Below are 15,572 nucleotides of genomic sequence, written 5' to 3' on the forward strand. Positions count from 1 at the left end.
TCACCACATCGGCGGGTGCCGACGCTGCCACCGCAGCCGCCGCTCGAGCTGGGCGCCGAGCGCGAGCAGGACGTCCTCGCGCCCCGGTCGCCCGATCAGCTGCACGCCCGCGGGGACGCCGTCGACCTCGCCCACCGGGAGGCTGATCGCGGGCAGCCCGACCACGTTGACGAACGACGTGAACGGCGAGTACAGGCACTGCTGCTCGAAGTTGCGCTCGGCGTCCTCGGCGTCGTACCAGCCGAGCGGGCGCGGCAGCATCGCCAGGGTCGGCGTCAGGACGGCGTCGAAGGCCGAGAACCGCTCGACGACGGCGCGCTCGAACGACGCGAGCCCGACGAGCGCCGCCGACAGCTCGCGTGCCGTGACGCGTCGCCCCTGCTCGACCAGCCACCGGGTGACGGGCTCGAGCAGCGCCAGGTCGGCCTCGGTCTCGGCCGGGATGCCCGCCGCCCCCGCCTGCCAGATCGTGCGGAACAGGGCCGGGTAGTCGGACGCCGGCAGGGTGGTCTCGTCCACGCCGTGCCCCATCGTCGTGAGCAGGTCGGCGGTCTCGCCGAGGACCCCCAGGAGGCGCGGGTCGACCCGGACGTCGAACGCGTCGTCCCACGGGCTCGTCGTCATGACGGCGACCTGGAAGCGTCCCTCGCCCCGCACGGCCGTGCCGAGGTAGGCGCCGTCGGGCGACGGAGGCGCCCAGAGGGCCTGGTGGTGGCGCGGTTCGCGCCCGTCGGGCGACACCATGGCGTCGAGCAGCAAGGCGGCGTCGGCCACCGATCGGGCCAGGGCCCCGCCGACCGGCAGGCCCGCGAGGCTCGTCAGACCCGACTGCGCCGGCACGCGTCCCCGGGAGGGCTTGAGCCCGACGAGGCCCGTGGCGGCGGCCGGGATGCGGATGCTGCCCCCGCCGTCGGACCCGGGCGCGAAGGGCAGCAACCCCGCGGCGACGGCGGCCGCGGCGCCACCACTCGACCCGCCCGCGCCCGTCTCGGGCGCCCACGGGTTGCGCGTCGGAGGGCCCACGAGCGTCTCGGTGTACGCGGTCAACCCGTACTCGGGCGTGGCCGTCTTGCCCACGCTGATCGCGCCGGCCTCGTCGAGCGCCTCGGTGATCTCGGCCGACGTCTCGGGCACCCGCCCCCTGCTGAGGCGCGAGCCCGACCAGGTCGGCACGCCCGCGCGGTCGCTGAGGTCCTTGTCGGCCAGCGGCAGCCCCCAGAGCGGCGCGACCGAGGGGCCTCCGGCGGCCAGGGCGTCGGCCCGCGCGAGGGCGGCCTCGCCGGTCACCGTCACGAACGCGCCGACGTCGCCGTCGAGGCGGGCGATGCGCTCCAGGTAGTGGGTGGTCAGCTCACGGGGCGAGACCTCGCCGCGACGCAGCCAGTCCCACTGCTCGTGGGCGCTCAGGTGGTGGAGTTCGAACACCCGTCGAGCCTAGGCCGCGGCTCCGACCACGGATCTCGCTTTCTGGTACATTTGTCCCATTCGTGCTCCCCCGGTCGCAGGTCGCCTCCGGGACCGTCGCACGTCTCGACAGGACGTCGTCATGGGTTACCTCTTCCTCGCGCTCGCCATCGTCGGCGAGGTCTTCGCCACGAGCTTCCTCAAGGTCACCAGCGGCCCCGACGCCAAGTGGTGGCAGTACGCGGCGGTCGTGGTCGGCTACGTCTTCGCGTTCGCGATGCTCTCGCAGTCGCTGAGCAAGGGCGTGCCGCTCGGCATCGCCTACGCGATCTGGGCCGGCGTCGGCGTCGTCCTCGTCGCCCTCATCAGCTGGATCTTCTTCAAGGAGCCCCTGACCCTCGTCCAGCTCGGCGGCATCGTCCTCGTCATCGGCGGCGTGACCATGCTCGAGCTCGGCGGTCGCCACGAGGCCGCGGCCTGACCCCGTGACGGACACCACGTCGGGTGACGGCCGGGGCCCCGGCGGCTCGACCGTCGGCCCCGGCGGCCAGGCCCTGACCCCGAAGGGCGAGACCAGGAGGCGCGCCCTGCTCGACGGCGTCCTGGCCGTCCTCGAGGCGGGCGGCCCCTCGGCCGTGACGCACCGCGCGGTGGCCCGCGCGGCCGGCGTCCCGGTCTCGGCGGCCACGTACTACTTCGCCGGACGCGACGACCTGCTGCGGGCGGCGCTGCGCCACGCGACCACGGACTGGGTGCGGTCCTTCGACCGACTCGAGCGCGCCTCCTCGGCGGACCTGGCCGAGACGCTCGTCCGGTACGCGATCACCGAGCGCGGGTCGGCCCGGGCGCAGTACGAGCTGCTCTTCACCGCCATGCGGGACGAGTCGCTGCGCGAGGACGCGGACCTCTGGTACTCGTCGCTCGAGCACGTGCTGAGGCGGACCGGCGTGCCGAGCGAGCGGCTCGACGTCGTGGCCCTCGCCGTCGACGGCCTGATCGTCCGCATGCTCTGGCGCGGCGAGCCCGGCACCGTCGACGCGACCGATCGCATGTTGCGGGAGATCATCGGCCCGCTGCCCTGAGGTTCAGGCGCGGCGGCGCTTCTTGAGCGACTTCTGCATCGTGATCGTGCCGAGCCAGCGGCCGAACTTGAAGCCGACCCGGCCCATGCGACCGACCTCGGTGAAGCCGAGGCGCTCGTGCAGGCCGATCGACGCCTCGGCGTTCTTGTCGGCGATCACGGCGATCATCTCGCGGATGCCCGCGTCCCGGCAGGCCTCGACGAGCGCCTCGAGCAGGGCACGGCCGAGGCCCTTGCCGGTCGAGGCGGCCCGCAGGTAGATCGAGCTCTCGACGGTGTAGCGGTAGGCCGCCTTGCCGCCCCACGGGGTCGCGAGCGCATAGCCGAGGGCCTCGCCGGACGGGTTCACCGCGACGAGGAACGGCATGCCGAGCGTCGTGACGAAGGCGAACTTGCGGCGCCACTCGGCGAGGGTCATCGCGTCCTCGTCGAAGGTGACGGACGAGTTCGCCACGTAGTGGTTGTAGATCTCCTGGACGTAGGGCAGGTCGGCGGGCGTCGCGGGTCGGATCTCGAACGTGAAGCCGGGCTCGACCGGGGCCGGGGGGCGGAGGGCTCGGGGAAGCCGACGCCGGGGCTGGTATTCCTCTTCGAGCACGGGATCACTCTGCCACGCCGGGTGCGGGACCGTCAGACGGCGGGCGGGAGCGTCCAGTCGACGGGGTCGCCGCCCTGGGCGACGAGCAGCTCGTTCGCCCGGCTGAACGGCCGCGAGCCGAAGAATCCGCGCGACGCCGACAGGGGGCTCGGGTGCGGCGACTCGATCGAGGGGACGTCGCCGAGCATCGGCTTGAGCGCCGACGCGTCACGGCCCCAGAGGATGGCCACGAGGGGCCCTCCCCGCGCCGCGAGCACCTCGATCGCGCGCTGGGTGACCGGCTCCCAGCCCTTGCCGCGGTGCGACGCCGTCTCGCCCGGACGCACCGTGAGCACCCGGTTGAGCAGCAGCACGCCGTGGCGCGACCACGAGGTCAGGTCACCGTGCTCGACGACGGGGACGCCGAGGTCGTCGTGCAGCTCGCGATAGATGTTCGCGAGGCTCCGCGGCACCGGGCGCACGTGCGGGTCGACGGCGAACGACAGCCCGATCGGGTGGCCGGGCGTCGGGTAGGGGTCCTGACCGACGATCAGGACGCGCACCTCGTCGAGCGGCTGTCGGAAGGCGCGCAGCACGTCCTCGCCGGCGGGCAGGTAACCGCGCCCCGCGCGCACCTCGGCTCGCAGGTACTCGCCCATGTCGGTGATGCGGTCGGCCACGGGTTCGAGCGCGGTCGCCCACGAGGGGTCGATCTGCTCCGAGAGCGGTCGACGGTGGTCGTGCGCCTCGACGGTCACTCGACCCCGAGCGTGCCGACCGAGACGCCGACGATCTCGCCGTCGTCGTCGAGCTGCGGTTCGACCCGCCAGACGCTGCCGGTGCCGAGCACCGCGAGGGCGCCCTCGCCGACGACCAGGGCGGTGTTCTCGTCGATGGCGACGCCACCACGGACGAGTCCCGCCTCGGTGGCGGCGATGAGCCTGGTCAGGGTGCCCCACTGGGCGGCGTGCACGTCGATGGCGAGGTCGACGAGGCCGAGGCCGTCGGCGAGGGTGACCTCGTCGAGGTCTTCTGCCGCGTCCTCGGGGCAGACCGGGACGTCGCCGATCAACCAGCCGCCGAGCACGGCGCGGTCCGCGGCGATCATGGCGCCGGCCGAGAAACCGAGGTAGGGCAGCCCGTCGGCCACCAGGAGGCGCACCTGGTCGATCAACGGAGCGACCGCGTCGAGGTAGGCGGGGGTGAGCCCACCCGCCACCAGCAGGCCGTCGACGTCGCTCAGCACGCGGGTGTCGAACTCGTCCCCGGCGGAGACGATGGTGGTCAGGGCCTCACAGCGCCCCCCGGCGGCCAGCATGGCGGGGTACCCGTCACGGAACTCGGCGGACGGCGAGTCGTCGGCCACGACGATCAGCACGGCGATGCGCGGCACGCTCCGGCCGACGGCGGCACCGCGGACGGCGGCCTCGGCGACGAAGAGGTCGTACAGCTCGGTGTCGTCGGGCGACCAGCCGCCGCCCACCAGGTGGATGCTCACTCGCCCGCCCCCGCTCCGACCTCACGCGTGACGGGCGGCAGTGCGCTCCACGGGAAGGTGATCCACTGGTCGGTGCGCTTCCAGACGAAGTCGGGTTCGAGCACGGTGCGGGGCTTGCTGTAGAGGCAGACCGTGCGGACCTCGGAGGCCACCTCGGCGAGCAGGTCGCGCACGAGCACGAGGGTGCGCCCCGAGTCGGACACGTCGTCGACGACGAGGACCTTCCTGCCCTCGAGCGACGGGGCGTCGAGGGTCGGGGGCAGCAACACGGGCTCGGGCAGCCGCTCGTCGACGCCCGTGTAGAACTCGACGTTGATCGAACCGCACATCTTGGTGTCGAGCGCGTACGCCACGGCACCGGCGAGCACGAGCCCCCCGCGGGCGACGGCGACGATCACGTCGGGCGTGAACCCCGCCTGGACGACGTCGGAGGCCAGGTGGCGAGCGGCCTCACCGAACTCGAGCCAGCCCAGCACCTCCCGCTCGGGAGCCTCGACCTCGGGTCGTGCGGGGGCGGCCTGGCTGTCGTCGGGTGGGGTGACCATGCCGACAACCGTAACGCGCGCAGGGCGCCCCGCGTCACGCCGGGACCCAGGCACCCCCGGGAGGCGCGAAGACCGTGTCGACGCCGTCGGACCACAGCAGCGAGTCCGGCTCGCGGTCGGTGACGCCCGGCAGGCCGCCGTCGGCGACGAGCTCGTCGTCGAGGTCGACGAGCTCGGCCCGTCGCAGCGACCAGGTGTCGTGCCGGTTCGGCCAGTACCGGGTGCGCCCGCCGCGGGCGACGTGCATGCCCCAGCGGGCGGTGAGGAACTCGGCGAGCGGGTCGCCGTCGACGACCTCGTCGGTGGGTCGGACGGACAGGCGTGACGACGGGTTCGCCCCTGGCCCGAGCCGGGTGCTGCGGTAGGTCACGACCCCGTCGACCCGGGACTCGCGCATCGACGCCCAGCGATAGGGCAGACCGAGGCCCACGTTCGCCGCGAGCACCGAGACGAGGCGCTGCGCCTCGAGGGTGCGGAACACCACGCCGCGTCGGCCCAGGGCGTCGACCGAGTACAGCCGCACGTTCGTCTCGAGGAAGTCCCCGGCCCAGGGCACCGCGGGCAGCGGCCCGAAGGCGCTGCCCGTCAGCTTGAACGGGATGAGCCCGACCCAGGTCGACCCGTCGAACACGTCGGGCCGCGTGCCGGGCGGCAGCAGCGGGGCGACGCGATCGGGCTCGACCCGCCAGTGTGCGAAGGCCAGGCCGCCCCAGTGCTGTCGGATGAACGCGGGGCGGAGCAACGGAGGCGCGGTGCGGGACACCGGATCGGCTTCGGCCCCCGGCATGGTCTGGTCCATGTGGCCCACGGTACGGGCGACCGCCTGGGCGGTCCACAGCCTCGGACGAGCTGCCGCCCCCGGCCCTCCCCGGGCCGCCTCAGAGCTGGCGGACGAGTTCGGGGATGCGACCGCGGAACGGGAAGAAGCCCCGGGAGGCGGACGGCCACGCCTCGCCGTCCCACCGCCGCCGGACGGTGACGAGGTCGATCCCCTCGGCAGAGAGGGCTCCGCGCACGGACGTCAGTCGCTCCTGGACGGGACCGACCGGGGCGTACGGCGTCACCACCGTGTCGAGCCCCTCGGACCGCGCCCACTCGACGACGGCGGCGGGCCGTGCGTCGGTGAGCGTCCGGGCGGGCCGACCGTCGGCGTCCCGCGTCCGTGTCGCCGCGTCGTCCCGAGCGCCCGTCGTGAAGGCCACGACGGCGGCGGAGGCGCCCTGTGGGGACCGGCCTCCGGGGTCGGCGGAGACGGCCACGGCCGACAGCCGCGCGACGAGACCGGGGCGTTCGGCGAGCAGGCTCTCGGGCTCGAGGTCCTCCTCGTGGAGCAGCAGCCCGACCCGCCCATACGGGGAGCCGACGACGTCGGAGGCCTCGACGGGCGTCCGTGGCGGCAACGGCTCCTCGTCGAGGGCCCTGGCCGTGGTGGCGAGACCCTCGGGCGAGAAGCGCCCGTCGGTGAAGCGCGAGATGTTCGAGGCCGTCACGAGGTAGGTCTTGCCGGCGGTCTGCAGGCCCGCCACCCAGCGCCAGGACAGGGTGTTCGAGGCCGCGTCCCCGTCGAGCAGGTGGCGGTGGAAGAAGTCGGCGCCCAGGTGCCACGGAAGGCCGAGGGTGAAGATCCAGATGCTGGCGAACCACATGCGCGTGTGGTTGTGGAGGTACCCGGTGTCGACGAGCTCGCGCACCCAGGCGTCCATCGCGTCGATGCCGGTGCGGCCGGCGACCGCCTCGTCGTACCCCGCGGGGACGCCGGCGTCGACGGCGCGGTCGACGTCCCGTCGGTACCGCCGCCACACCTCGGGGTTCTGCTCCAGCCAGCCCTTCCAGTAGGTGCGCCAGAACACCTCCTGCACGAACTTCTCCGCCGCACCGAGCGTGTGACGCTCGAGGACCGCGCCGACGACCTCGCGTTCCGTCACGAGACGGTGGCGGAGGTACGGCGACAGTCCCGAGACGGTGCGGCGTGAGACCCCGAGGTCGTGGTTCCGGTCACGGGCGTAGGCGGAGCCGGCGAGGGGGAGGAACTCGTCGAGGGCCTCGAGGCCGGCGACTCTGGTCGGGACGATCACACGTCCATCTTGCGACCCCGGACCCGTGGGGGCCCGGGGAACGCCGTCGCGATCAGGAGACGTCAGTGACGGACGGTGGCCGAACGCAGCGGTTCGAGCTGGTCGATCGGCAGACCGACGTGCGTTCCGCGCAGCAGCCCGAGCAGGCGACCGGCCACGAGACCGACGGCCGCGGCGGCCAGCACCGCCGTGCCGCGCCGGCGACCGACGAACGAACGCCACGCGCCCGAGGCCAGGCGGGCGGCCGTGACGCCCGGGACGACGGCGGTGTCGGCTTCTCCGCCGAGGGAGCGTCGCAGCGCGGCCTGGGTGACGCCGCGGTCGACGGCGGCGCCGACGACCGAGCTCCGGCGCGTCCGCGAGGGACGCACGGTGCGCGAAACCCTGGCCGACGAGGTCGACACGACCCGCGCCTCCGGCTCGTCCGCGGCCAGGCGCAGGCACAGCTCGACGAACTCGGCGCCGCGGGGCACGCCCTCACGGGCGTCGACACCGCTGGCCAGGCCACCGACCTGCAGCAGGTCCCACCGTCGGAAGGCCACGGTCGCTCCCGCCACGTCGTCGAGGCCGACGAGGCCGTCGGGTCGCGTGCGGGGCGTGCAGTCGACGGCCCAGAGCAGGTCGTCGGGCAGGGCGGACGAGGCCGCACCGGGCCAGGTCGGTTCGGTCCGTCCCACGACCGCGATGACGTCGACCTGGTCGAACGGGGCGGCGAGCGCGCGGGCCCAGCCGGCGTGGGCGACGCAGTCCGCGTCGAGGAACGCGACGACGTCGCCGCGTGCCGACTCGATGCCGGTGTCGCGGCTGCCGGCGAGCCCCGGGGTGCGGGTGTTGTCGACGACGAGCAGGTCGTCGTACCGGTGGCGCAGGTGGTCGCGGAGTCGGGGTGCCCGATCGACGACCACGAGGACGTCGTGCACGTCGCCGTCGCGGAGGACGGAGTCGAGCGCGGCCGTCAGGCCGTCGAAGGGGGTGGATTCGTCGGCGCAGACGACGACGCTGACGCGGGGGGCCGGGGGGACGGAAGGCAGGGAGGTGCGGACGCGGAGGGTCACGGGGGTTCCTCTGGGTTCGTCGACGGTCGCCGTCGCGCCGCAGGGCGTCGCGTTCGGGTGGCGACCCTCGTCGGAGGGTGCGTTCGGGTGGCGTCGTCGGGAGGGGTGGCCCGACGTCGTCGGCCGGCGGTCGATTCGGGCGACCACGGCAGAGGCACGTCCCGGATTCGGGTTCGGGACGTCCTGACCTCCACAACGGTACGGGTCCCTCCTGGGAAGACGAAGAACGAGGGGGTCCCCCGTTCGAGGGGGCCTCGTCCGGGTGACGTCCGGGTGGCGGCCGGGTGGGGGCCGGTCCGCGTCGGCTCCCCCCGGGTGAGGCTCGCCGTCCCGCGCGGTTCTGCGGCCCTCCGGGCCCCGGACGGCAGGAGGCGCGGGCACCGTCGGCGACGTCCCCCCGGTCGCCGAGCGGGTCGTCCCCCGCCGGAACCACCCGCTGGTGACCCGTGTGACGCGTCGTCCGCCCACCCGTCGCGCGGGCCGCCCACCCGGTCGTCGCTCCCCCGCGCGCCGGTAGGGTCGGGGCCTGACCCGCCACCACGAGAGGACGTCGACCAGTGCCCCACGGACCGGGAACGCGCCGTCGCGCGGAACGCACGGCGCTCGAGCGCGCGGTCGACGAAGGCCTGTTGATCGTCCGGGCGGCCCTGGTGGTGGCCGTCACGAACCAGATCATCCGCCGTGCCCTGCAAGAGCGCCTCCCGTTCGACGAGGACGTCGCGACGCGGGTCACCCGCGACGAGATGGACCGCCTGACGGCCGAGCAGACGTCGGCCGCGGTGCGCGTCCGCAGACTGCGTCGGATGACCGGCCGGTCGTACGGTCAGTCCCGTCACCAGTTCGACTACCGTCCCGAGGACGCCGACGCCCTGAAGCTCCGCGAGGCCGCGTCGAAGGGCGTGGCCCGGGCGCTGGCCGCCCGCCGGGAGGACGACGACTTCGTGGCCGAGGTCGTCGCGGACGCCCGGTCGCGAGCGTGGGACGACGTCGGGCAGACGGTCGTCGACCGGCTCGGCTGGGCCGCGCGCCCGGCCGACGACTACGACGACGGGCGCCACGAGCGCCTGCGCGACCTCGTCGAGGGCGACCTCGCGGCCCTGCGCGAGAGCCGCGCGGACGGCGGGGCCGGCTCGGTCAGTCCTTCTTGACCCTCAACTCGCCCTTGGCCACCTTGTACGTCGCCGCCTGGGCCACGGGCTTGATGGTCACCAGGTCGAGGTTGACGTGGGCCGGCAGCTCGACCGAGTGCACGATCGACTCGGCCACGTCGTCGGCCGTCAACGGCGACTCGACGTCGCGGTAGACCGCGTCGGCGCGGTCCTGGTCGCCGCCGAAGCGCACGAGCGAGAACTCCTCGGTGTGCACCATGCCCGGCGCGATCTCGATCACCCGGATCGGCTCCCCGGCCAGCTCGAGCCGCAGCACGGCCACGAGGGCGTGCTCGGCGAACTTCGAGGCGTTGTAGCCACCGCCGTTCTCGTAGGCGACGTGACCGGCGATCGACGTGACGGTCACGATGTCGGCACCCCGCGCCTCCTCGGCTCCGCGGCGGAGCGACGGCAGCAAGGCGGTGACCGCGCGCTTGGTGCCCAGCACGTTGACGTCGAACATGCGCTGCCAGTCGTCGATCGAGCCGTTCTCGACGCTGTCGAGTCCGAACGCCCCACCCGCGTTGTTGACGAGGGCGTGCAACGGTCCGGTCTCCTCGACGTGAGCCCGCAGGGCGGCCACGTCGTCGTCGCTGGTGAGGTCGGCCCGGAACCAGGCCGCCCCCGTCTCGTCGGCGAGCGCCCGGAGGCGGTCCTCACGTCGCGCGACGGCCAGGACCTCCCATCCGCGCGAGCGGAACGACCGCACCGTCGCCGCTCCGATGCCCGAGCTCGCTCCCGTCACCACGACCCGCTTCGCCACGTCTGCCTCCTGTTGCCTCGTTCGTGGTCGGCGCCCGCTGCGGGCGCACCGCCCCACGCTAGCGGCCCCGTTACGTCCCGTGTCCGGCATCGTGGACGGTCGGGGGCACGGTCCGTACCGTGGCTGTCACCGCAGACCCCCGCCGACGACCCCGGCCCACGCACCCCGACCGCAGGAGCACACCATGACCGACGCCCAGCCCGCCTGGAAGTTCGAGACGCAGCAGATCCACGCCGGGGCCCAGCCCGACCCGACGACCCATGCCCGCGCCACGCCGATCTACAAGACGACGTCGTACGTCTTCCGGGACGCGCAACACGCGCAGGACCTCTTCGCCCTCGCCGAGAACGGCAACATCTACTCGCGCATCATGAACCCCACCCACGACGTCGTGGAGAAGCGCATCGCCGCGCTCGAGGGCGGGACGGGTGCCCTGCTGGTGTCGTCGGGCCAGGCCGCGTCGACCTTCGCCGTGCTGAACATCGCCGAGGCGGGCGACCACATCGTGTCGTCGTCGTCGATCTACGGCGGCACGTACAACCTCTTCAAGTACACGCTCGCGAAGCTCGGCATCGAGACGACGTTCGTCGAGAACCAGGACGACGCCGACGAGTGGCGCCGCGCCGTGCGTCCGAACACGAAGCTGTTCTTCGCCGAGACGATCGGCAACCCGAAGATCAACATCCTCGACCTCGAGAAGGTGTCCGGGGTGGCACACGCCGAGGGCGTCCCGCTGATCGTGGACAACACGATCGCGACGCCGTACCTGATCCGGCCGCTCGAGCACGGGGCCGACATCGTCGTCCACTCGGCGACGAAGTTCCTCGGCGGGCACGGCACCGTCATCGGCGGCTTCATCGTCGACGGCGGGACCTTCCCGTGGTCGTCCCACGCGGAGCGCTTCCCCGGTCTGACGCAGCCCGACCCGTCGTACCACGGGGCCGTCTACACGCAGGCCGTCGGCGACGCTCTCGCCTACGTCATCAAGGCGCGCGTGCAGCTGCTGCGCGACCTCGGGGCATCCAACAGCCCCGACACGGCCTTCTCGTTGATCCAGGGCATCGAGACGCTCAGCCTGCGGATCGAGCGACACGTCCAGAACGCGCAAGAGGTGGCGGAGTGGCTCGACGCCCGCGACGACGTCGCCGCGGTGTACTACGCGGGCCTGCCGACGAGCCCGTGGTACGCGGCGGCGAACAAGTACGCACCCAAGGGCGTCGGGGCCGTGCTGTCCTTCGAGCTCAAGGGAGGCGTCGACGCCGGCCGAGCGCTCGTCGACGCGCTCGAGCTCTTCAGCCACCTCGCGAACATCGGCGACGTGCGCAGCCTCGTGATCCACCCCGCCTCGACGACGCACTCGCAGCTCACCCCCGAGCAGCAGCTCACGACCGGCGTCACGCCGGGGCTCGTCCGCCTCTCGGTCGGCCTCGAGAACGTCGACGACCTGAAGGCCGACCTCGACGCGGGCTTCGAGGCGGCGCGCGCCGTCACCCGGGAGGCGCTCCGCAGCAGCTAGGACGGGCGGCGGCCGGTCGGGGCCTGCGCGGTGGACTCGAGGAGGCGCGGTGTGCGTAACAAACGCACCGCGCCTCCTCGGCTCGTCCAGGATGGACGTCACATGGACTGGCAGAGCACACCCGAGGACACCGTCCCGTCGAGCGTCATCAGCGAGCGCACGCGCCTGGCGATGCTCGGCCGGCCGCCGGTCACCGGAGCCTGGCGCGACGGCGACGACCCCGGCGGACGGTCGTTCGTGAGCCTGGACGACCTCGTGCTCGAGAGCGGCGTCACGCTGCCCCGACCGCGGCTCGCCGTCGAGACCTGGGGCGAACTCGACGCCGAACGGAGCAACGCCGTGCTCGTCTCGCACGCCCTCACCGGCGACAGCCACGTCGTCGGCGCGGCCGGCCCCGGCCACCCCACGGCGGGCTGGTGGAACGGCGTCGTCGGCCCGGGGCTCGCGATCGACACCGACCGCTGGTTCGTCGTCGCACCGAACGTGCTCGGGGGCTGCCAGGGCAGCACCGGTCCCTCGTCCTTCGCGCCGGACGCCGTCGAGTGGGGGTCGAGGTTCCCCCACCTGACGATCCGGGACCAGGTCGCCGCCCAGGCGGCGTTGGCCGACCATCTCGGCATCGAGCGGTGGGCCGCGGTCGTCGGCGGGTCGATGGGCGGCATGCACGCCCTCGAGTGGGCGATCACTCACCCCTCGCGCGTCGCCCGGCTCGCGGTGCTGGCCGCGCCGCCAGTCGTGAGCGCCGACCAGATCGCCCTGAACACGGTGCAGTACGAGGCCATCCGGATGGACGCCGCCTTCGACGGCGGCGACTACTACGACGCGGTCGACGGCCCGTACCGCGGCCTCGCCCTCGCCCGGCGGATGGCCCTGCTCAACTACCGCTCGCCCGACGAACTGAACGCCCGCTTCGGTCGCAGCTGGCAGAGCGAGATCTCGCCGTTGGGCGGTCCGGGACGGTTCCAGGTCGAGAGCTACCTCGACTTCCACGGCAACAAGTTCACCCGCCGCTTCGACGCGGGCAGCTACGTGACCCTGCTCGGTGCCATGAACTCGCACGACGTCGGGCGGGACCGGGGCGGCGTGGCGGCGGCGCTGAACCGCATCACGGCTCCGACGCTGGTGCTCGGCGTCGACAGCGACCGACTCTTCCCCGTGTCCGACCAGCGGGTCATCGCACGACACCTGCGACACGGCCTGGACGGCGACGGCGTGGCCGTGGTCGAGAGCCCCTATGGGCACGACGGATTCCTCATCGAAGGCGACGCGGTGGGCGCCCAGCTGCGCCGCTTGCTCGACTGACCCCAGTTCGGTGGACACCACGGGGTACAGTTCCGCATCGCGACCGGATCGTTACCCCGACAATCGGCGTTTCGGGCCCTGCACGACCCCCTGAGAGGGGGCTGGGTGTGAAAACATGAGGAGTCGCCAGCCACCCGGCAGCCGTGACGCCACCGTCGGAAGCCACTCACGAATCATGGACATCTTCGCCCAAGAGCGCGATCGTCTGCTCAGCAGCACGACCCGCACCCTGGGGCTCGCCTGCGCGGCGGTCTCGGTCGTGGCCCTGGCGATCCCCGGTGTGACCGACCCCCTGCACCTCGCGGTGATCGCCCCGCTCGCCGCTCTGCTCGTCGTGTCGCTGCTCTTCGTCACCGGGCCGCGCGCCCGTGTCTGGGTCCCGGTTGGGCTGGCCTCGGGCATCGCGGCGACCGTGGTGGCCCTGTTGCCCGCCGGCGGCCCCGACGACGGTCCGCTCGCCACCGCGATCATCCCCCTGGCCGGCGGTGCGACCGCCGCCTTCAGCCTCATGCTCTCGTCCAGTCGCCCACGGCTGACCACGGCGGTCGTGGCCTTCGTCGTCGAACTGACCCTGGTGGCCCTGGCGACCGGCTCGCCGTTCACCTTCCCGGTCGCGGCCGTGCTGCTCGGCTGGGTGTCCTGCTTCGTCACGGGCCTCTGGCTCGGACGCGCCGTGCCCCTGGCGGCACGCCGCATCTACAGCATCGGCAACGCCCACCGGGCCGAACGTCAGGCCAGCGAGACCGAGGCCCAGCGGCGGCAGGGCGCCCGCCTGCTGCACGACACCGTGCTGGCCACGCTGACCCTGCTCGCCCACTCGGGGTTCGGCGTCACGCCCCAGGCGCTCCAGGACCAGGCCGCCGAGGACGCACGCCTGCTGCGCCACCTCCGTCTCGGCGGCACGCCGCAGCCGCAGGCGTCGGGCGACTACAGCCTCGAGACGGTCGAGGAGTCCCCGCTCGGACAGACCCTCGAGTCGGTCAAGCAGCGCTTCGGCCGGATGGGCCTCGAGGTGAGCTGGCACGGCACCGGCCAGGTCCTGCTGCCCACCCACGTGCTCGACGCGTTCCTGCTGGCCCTCGCGGAATGCCTCGAGAACGTGCGACGTCACGCCGGCGTGACCGAGGCCCACGTCACGATCATCCACGACGACTCGATGGTCCGTGCCATGGTCACGGATGCGGGCGTCGGGTTCGACCTCGCCGGCATCAGCGAAGAGCGCCTGGGCTTCAAGGAGTCCGTCGTCGGCCGGCTGCACGAGGTCGGCGGCAGCGCCCGTCTGTTCTCGTCTCCCGGGTCGGGCACCACCGTCGTCCTGGAGGCACCGCGATGAGCGTCGACGAGAACACCTTCGGGATCGTCCGGGGCCGCCGAGCCGCTCGCGGCCTGCCGATCAGTTCGACCGGAGCGCGTTCGCTGCGCCAGGCCCGCGCGGCCGGTGCCACACTCGGCACCGGGTACCTGGGCGTCGGCGCGGCCGTGGTCGCCGCGCTCCAGGCCGTGTACGGCCTCGCCTTCTTCCTCAGCCACCTCTCGGCCTATCCCGACGTCGCCCCCGTCCTGATCTCGTGGCTGCTCTACGTGGCGACCTTCATCGGCACGGCCGTGCTGGTGACCGTCCGGGGCGAGCGGCTGACCACGGGCGTGTTCGCCGTGATCGGGGTCGTCCTGGCCGTCGTCGTCACGCTGGACTTCGTCGCCATCTGGCCGCTGCACGACGTGGGCGCCTATGCCACGTCGAGCGTCGCCGTCGGCTTCGGCCTGCTGCCCATCGTCACCCTCAGGCCCGTGCGGGAGGTCGTCACGGCCACCGCCCTGCTGTTCGTGGCGTTCGTCGTCATGGTGGCGCTCTCGACCCCCGTGACCAGCGACTCGGGCCCGCAGCAGATCACCGTCGTGGCCCTGGCCGTCCTGCCGAGCGCCATCGCCACCTTCGCCGTGCACCGCTTCCGTCGCATGGTGCAGGTCGAACTCGACCGGGTGCTCGTGCAGAGCAACGTGTCACAGCCCCGTTTCGCGGTGGGCATGCTCGCCAGCGACGAACTGGCGCGACTCGACCTCGCGGCCGAGAAGCTGCTCGACGGCGTCGCGAACGGCGACGTGCCCCTGCCCCTGTCACCCAAGGTCGCGTCGCAGGCCGCGTCGCTCGCCACCGAACTGCGCCTGCACCTCATCGAGGGCCGGCGCGAGACCTGGCTGCACCACGCCGTCACGGAGTCCGAGTACCTCGGCCGGTCGGTCGCGCTGGTCGACCCGTCGTCGCTCGCCGGCCTGCTCGCCCCGGCACAGCGCGACGGACTGTTGCAAGGCGTCTGGCTGTTGCTCGGCGACTCGAAGAGCCGCGCACCGGGCACGACGATCCAGCTGACCCTCGGCCCGGTGACCGCCGCGTCCCAGTCCTTCGCCGGTCGCAGCGTCTGCGTGCCCGTCGTGCTCTCGACCACGGGCATCCGCCGCAACCGCGTCACGCCCGCCACCTGGAACGCCCTCGAGCGCGCCGGTGAGTACGTCGTCTCGACCCACGAGTCGAGCGTCAAGATCTCGGTCGACTGCATCGTCGACAACCCCGCCGAGGCCTGACCCGCCGAGCACCCCGCGTGGCCCGGCC

General features: G+C 73.2%; 16 protein-coding genes. 7 read left to right on the forward strand and 9 right to left on the reverse strand.

Annotated features, from left to right (window positions below; all coding sequences use genetic code 11):
• Positions 1-1,425 carry an amidase gene (locus EDF21_RS03260; RefSeq protein ID WP_123570266.1) on the reverse strand — a complete coding sequence of 475 codons (1,425 nt, stop codon included), beginning with the start codon at positions 1,423-1,425 and terminating at the stop codon, positions 1-3.
• A 121-nt stretch (positions 1,426-1,546) separates the two neighbouring features.
• Here EDF21_RS03260 and EDF21_RS03265 point away from each other — a divergent pair, with 121 nt between their 5' ends.
• Positions 1,547-1,885: a multidrug efflux SMR transporter gene (locus EDF21_RS03265; protein ID WP_056045992.1), complete on the forward strand. Its 339-nt coding sequence runs from the start codon at positions 1,547-1,549 to the stop codon at positions 1,883-1,885.
• 4 nt (positions 1,886-1,889) lie between these two features.
• Positions 1,890-2,486 (forward strand): TetR/AcrR family transcriptional regulator, encoded by a 597-nt coding sequence (locus tag EDF21_RS03270; protein WP_158612840.1) that lies wholly within the window; start codon positions 1,890-1,892, stop codon positions 2,484-2,486.
• A gap of 3 nt (positions 2,487-2,489) precedes the next feature.
• Here the strand turns inward: EDF21_RS03270 and EDF21_RS03275 are convergent, their stop codons facing one another.
• The 7 genes from EDF21_RS03275 to EDF21_RS03305 all read right to left on the reverse strand — a co-directional run bounded on the left by EDF21_RS03275 (position 2,490) and on the right by EDF21_RS03305 (position 8,235).
• The gene (locus EDF21_RS03275) at positions 2,490-3,083 is read right to left on the reverse strand and encodes a GNAT family N-acetyltransferase (RefSeq protein ID WP_056045998.1); all 594 of its coding nucleotides are present in this window, start codon (positions 3,081-3,083) and stop codon (positions 2,490-2,492) included.
• 32 nt (positions 3,084-3,115) lie between these two features.
• Positions 3,116-3,820, reverse strand: a complete 705-nt coding sequence (locus EDF21_RS03280) for a uracil-DNA glycosylase (RefSeq protein WP_056046001.1) — start codon at positions 3,818-3,820, stop codon at positions 3,116-3,118.
• Positions 3,817-4,560 (reverse strand): Type 1 glutamine amidotransferase-like domain-containing protein, encoded by a 744-nt coding sequence (locus tag EDF21_RS03285; RefSeq protein WP_233568344.1) that lies wholly within the window; start codon positions 4,558-4,560, stop codon positions 3,817-3,819. Before EDF21_RS03285 ends, EDF21_RS03280 begins: the two co-directional genes overlap by 4 nt.
• The gene (locus EDF21_RS03290) at positions 4,557-5,105 is read right to left on the reverse strand and encodes a phosphoribosyltransferase (protein WP_123570267.1); all 549 of its coding nucleotides are present in this window, start codon (positions 5,103-5,105) and stop codon (positions 4,557-4,559) included. The genes EDF21_RS03285 and EDF21_RS03290 overlap by 4 nt, the downstream gene beginning before the upstream one ends.
• Before the next feature lie 34 nt (positions 5,106-5,139).
• Positions 5,140-5,904, reverse strand: coding sequence for a YqjF family protein (locus tag EDF21_RS03295; RefSeq protein WP_233568345.1), 765 nt, complete (start codon positions 5,902-5,904; stop codon positions 5,140-5,142).
• A gap of 79 nt (positions 5,905-5,983) precedes the next feature.
• The gene (locus EDF21_RS03300; RefSeq protein WP_123570268.1) at positions 5,984-7,180 is read right to left on the reverse strand and encodes an FAD-binding domain-containing protein; all 1,197 of its coding nucleotides are present in this window, start codon (positions 7,178-7,180) and stop codon (positions 5,984-5,986) included.
• A gap of 62 nt (positions 7,181-7,242) precedes the next feature.
• Positions 7,243-8,235 carry a glycosyltransferase family 2 protein gene (locus EDF21_RS03305; RefSeq protein WP_158612841.1) on the reverse strand — a complete coding sequence of 331 codons (993 nt, stop codon included), beginning with the start codon at positions 8,233-8,235 and terminating at the stop codon, positions 7,243-7,245.
• Positions 8,236-8,792: 557 nt separating this feature from the next.
• On the opposite strand from EDF21_RS03305, the gene EDF21_RS03310 reads away from it, so the two are divergent.
• The gene (locus EDF21_RS03310) at positions 8,793-9,383 is read left to right on the forward strand and encodes a hypothetical protein (RefSeq protein ID WP_056046015.1); all 591 of its coding nucleotides are present in this window, start codon (positions 8,793-8,795) and stop codon (positions 9,381-9,383) included.
• On the opposite strand, the gene EDF21_RS03315 is transcribed toward EDF21_RS03310, so the two are convergent.
• Positions 9,370-10,146 (reverse strand): SDR family oxidoreductase, encoded by a 777-nt coding sequence (locus EDF21_RS03315; protein WP_233568346.1) that lies wholly within the window; start codon positions 10,144-10,146, stop codon positions 9,370-9,372. The genes EDF21_RS03310 and EDF21_RS03315 overlap by 14 nt on opposite strands.
• A 184-nt stretch (positions 10,147-10,330) precedes the next feature.
• Here EDF21_RS03315 and EDF21_RS03320 point away from each other — a divergent pair, with 184 nt between their 5' ends.
• The 4 genes from EDF21_RS03320 to EDF21_RS03335 all read left to right on the forward strand — a co-directional run bounded on the left by EDF21_RS03320 (position 10,331) and on the right by EDF21_RS03335 (position 15,544).
• A complete protein-coding gene (locus EDF21_RS03320; protein ID WP_056046021.1) occupies positions 10,331-11,662 on the forward strand; it encodes a bifunctional o-acetylhomoserine/o-acetylserine sulfhydrylase in 1,332 nt (443 codons plus the stop codon).
• Between the two features lie 102 nt (positions 11,663-11,764).
• Positions 11,765-12,964 (forward strand): homoserine O-acetyltransferase, encoded by a 1,200-nt coding sequence (locus EDF21_RS03325; protein ID WP_123570271.1) that lies wholly within the window; start codon positions 11,765-11,767, stop codon positions 12,962-12,964.
• A gap of 175 nt (positions 12,965-13,139) precedes the next feature.
• Positions 13,140-14,297, forward strand: a complete 1,158-nt coding sequence (locus tag EDF21_RS03330) for a sensor histidine kinase (protein ID WP_123570272.1) — start codon at positions 13,140-13,142, stop codon at positions 14,295-14,297.
• On the forward strand, positions 14,294-15,544 hold the full coding sequence (locus tag EDF21_RS03335; RefSeq protein ID WP_123570273.1) for a hypothetical protein: 1,251 nt from the start codon (positions 14,294-14,296) through the stop codon (positions 15,542-15,544). Before EDF21_RS03330 ends, EDF21_RS03335 begins: the two co-directional genes overlap by 4 nt.
• Positions 15,545-15,572 lie beyond the last annotated feature (28 nt).

The organism is Frigoribacterium sp. PhB118 (assembly GCF_003751725.1).
GTDB lineage: Bacteria > Actinomycetota > Actinomycetes > Actinomycetales > Microbacteriaceae > Frigoribacterium.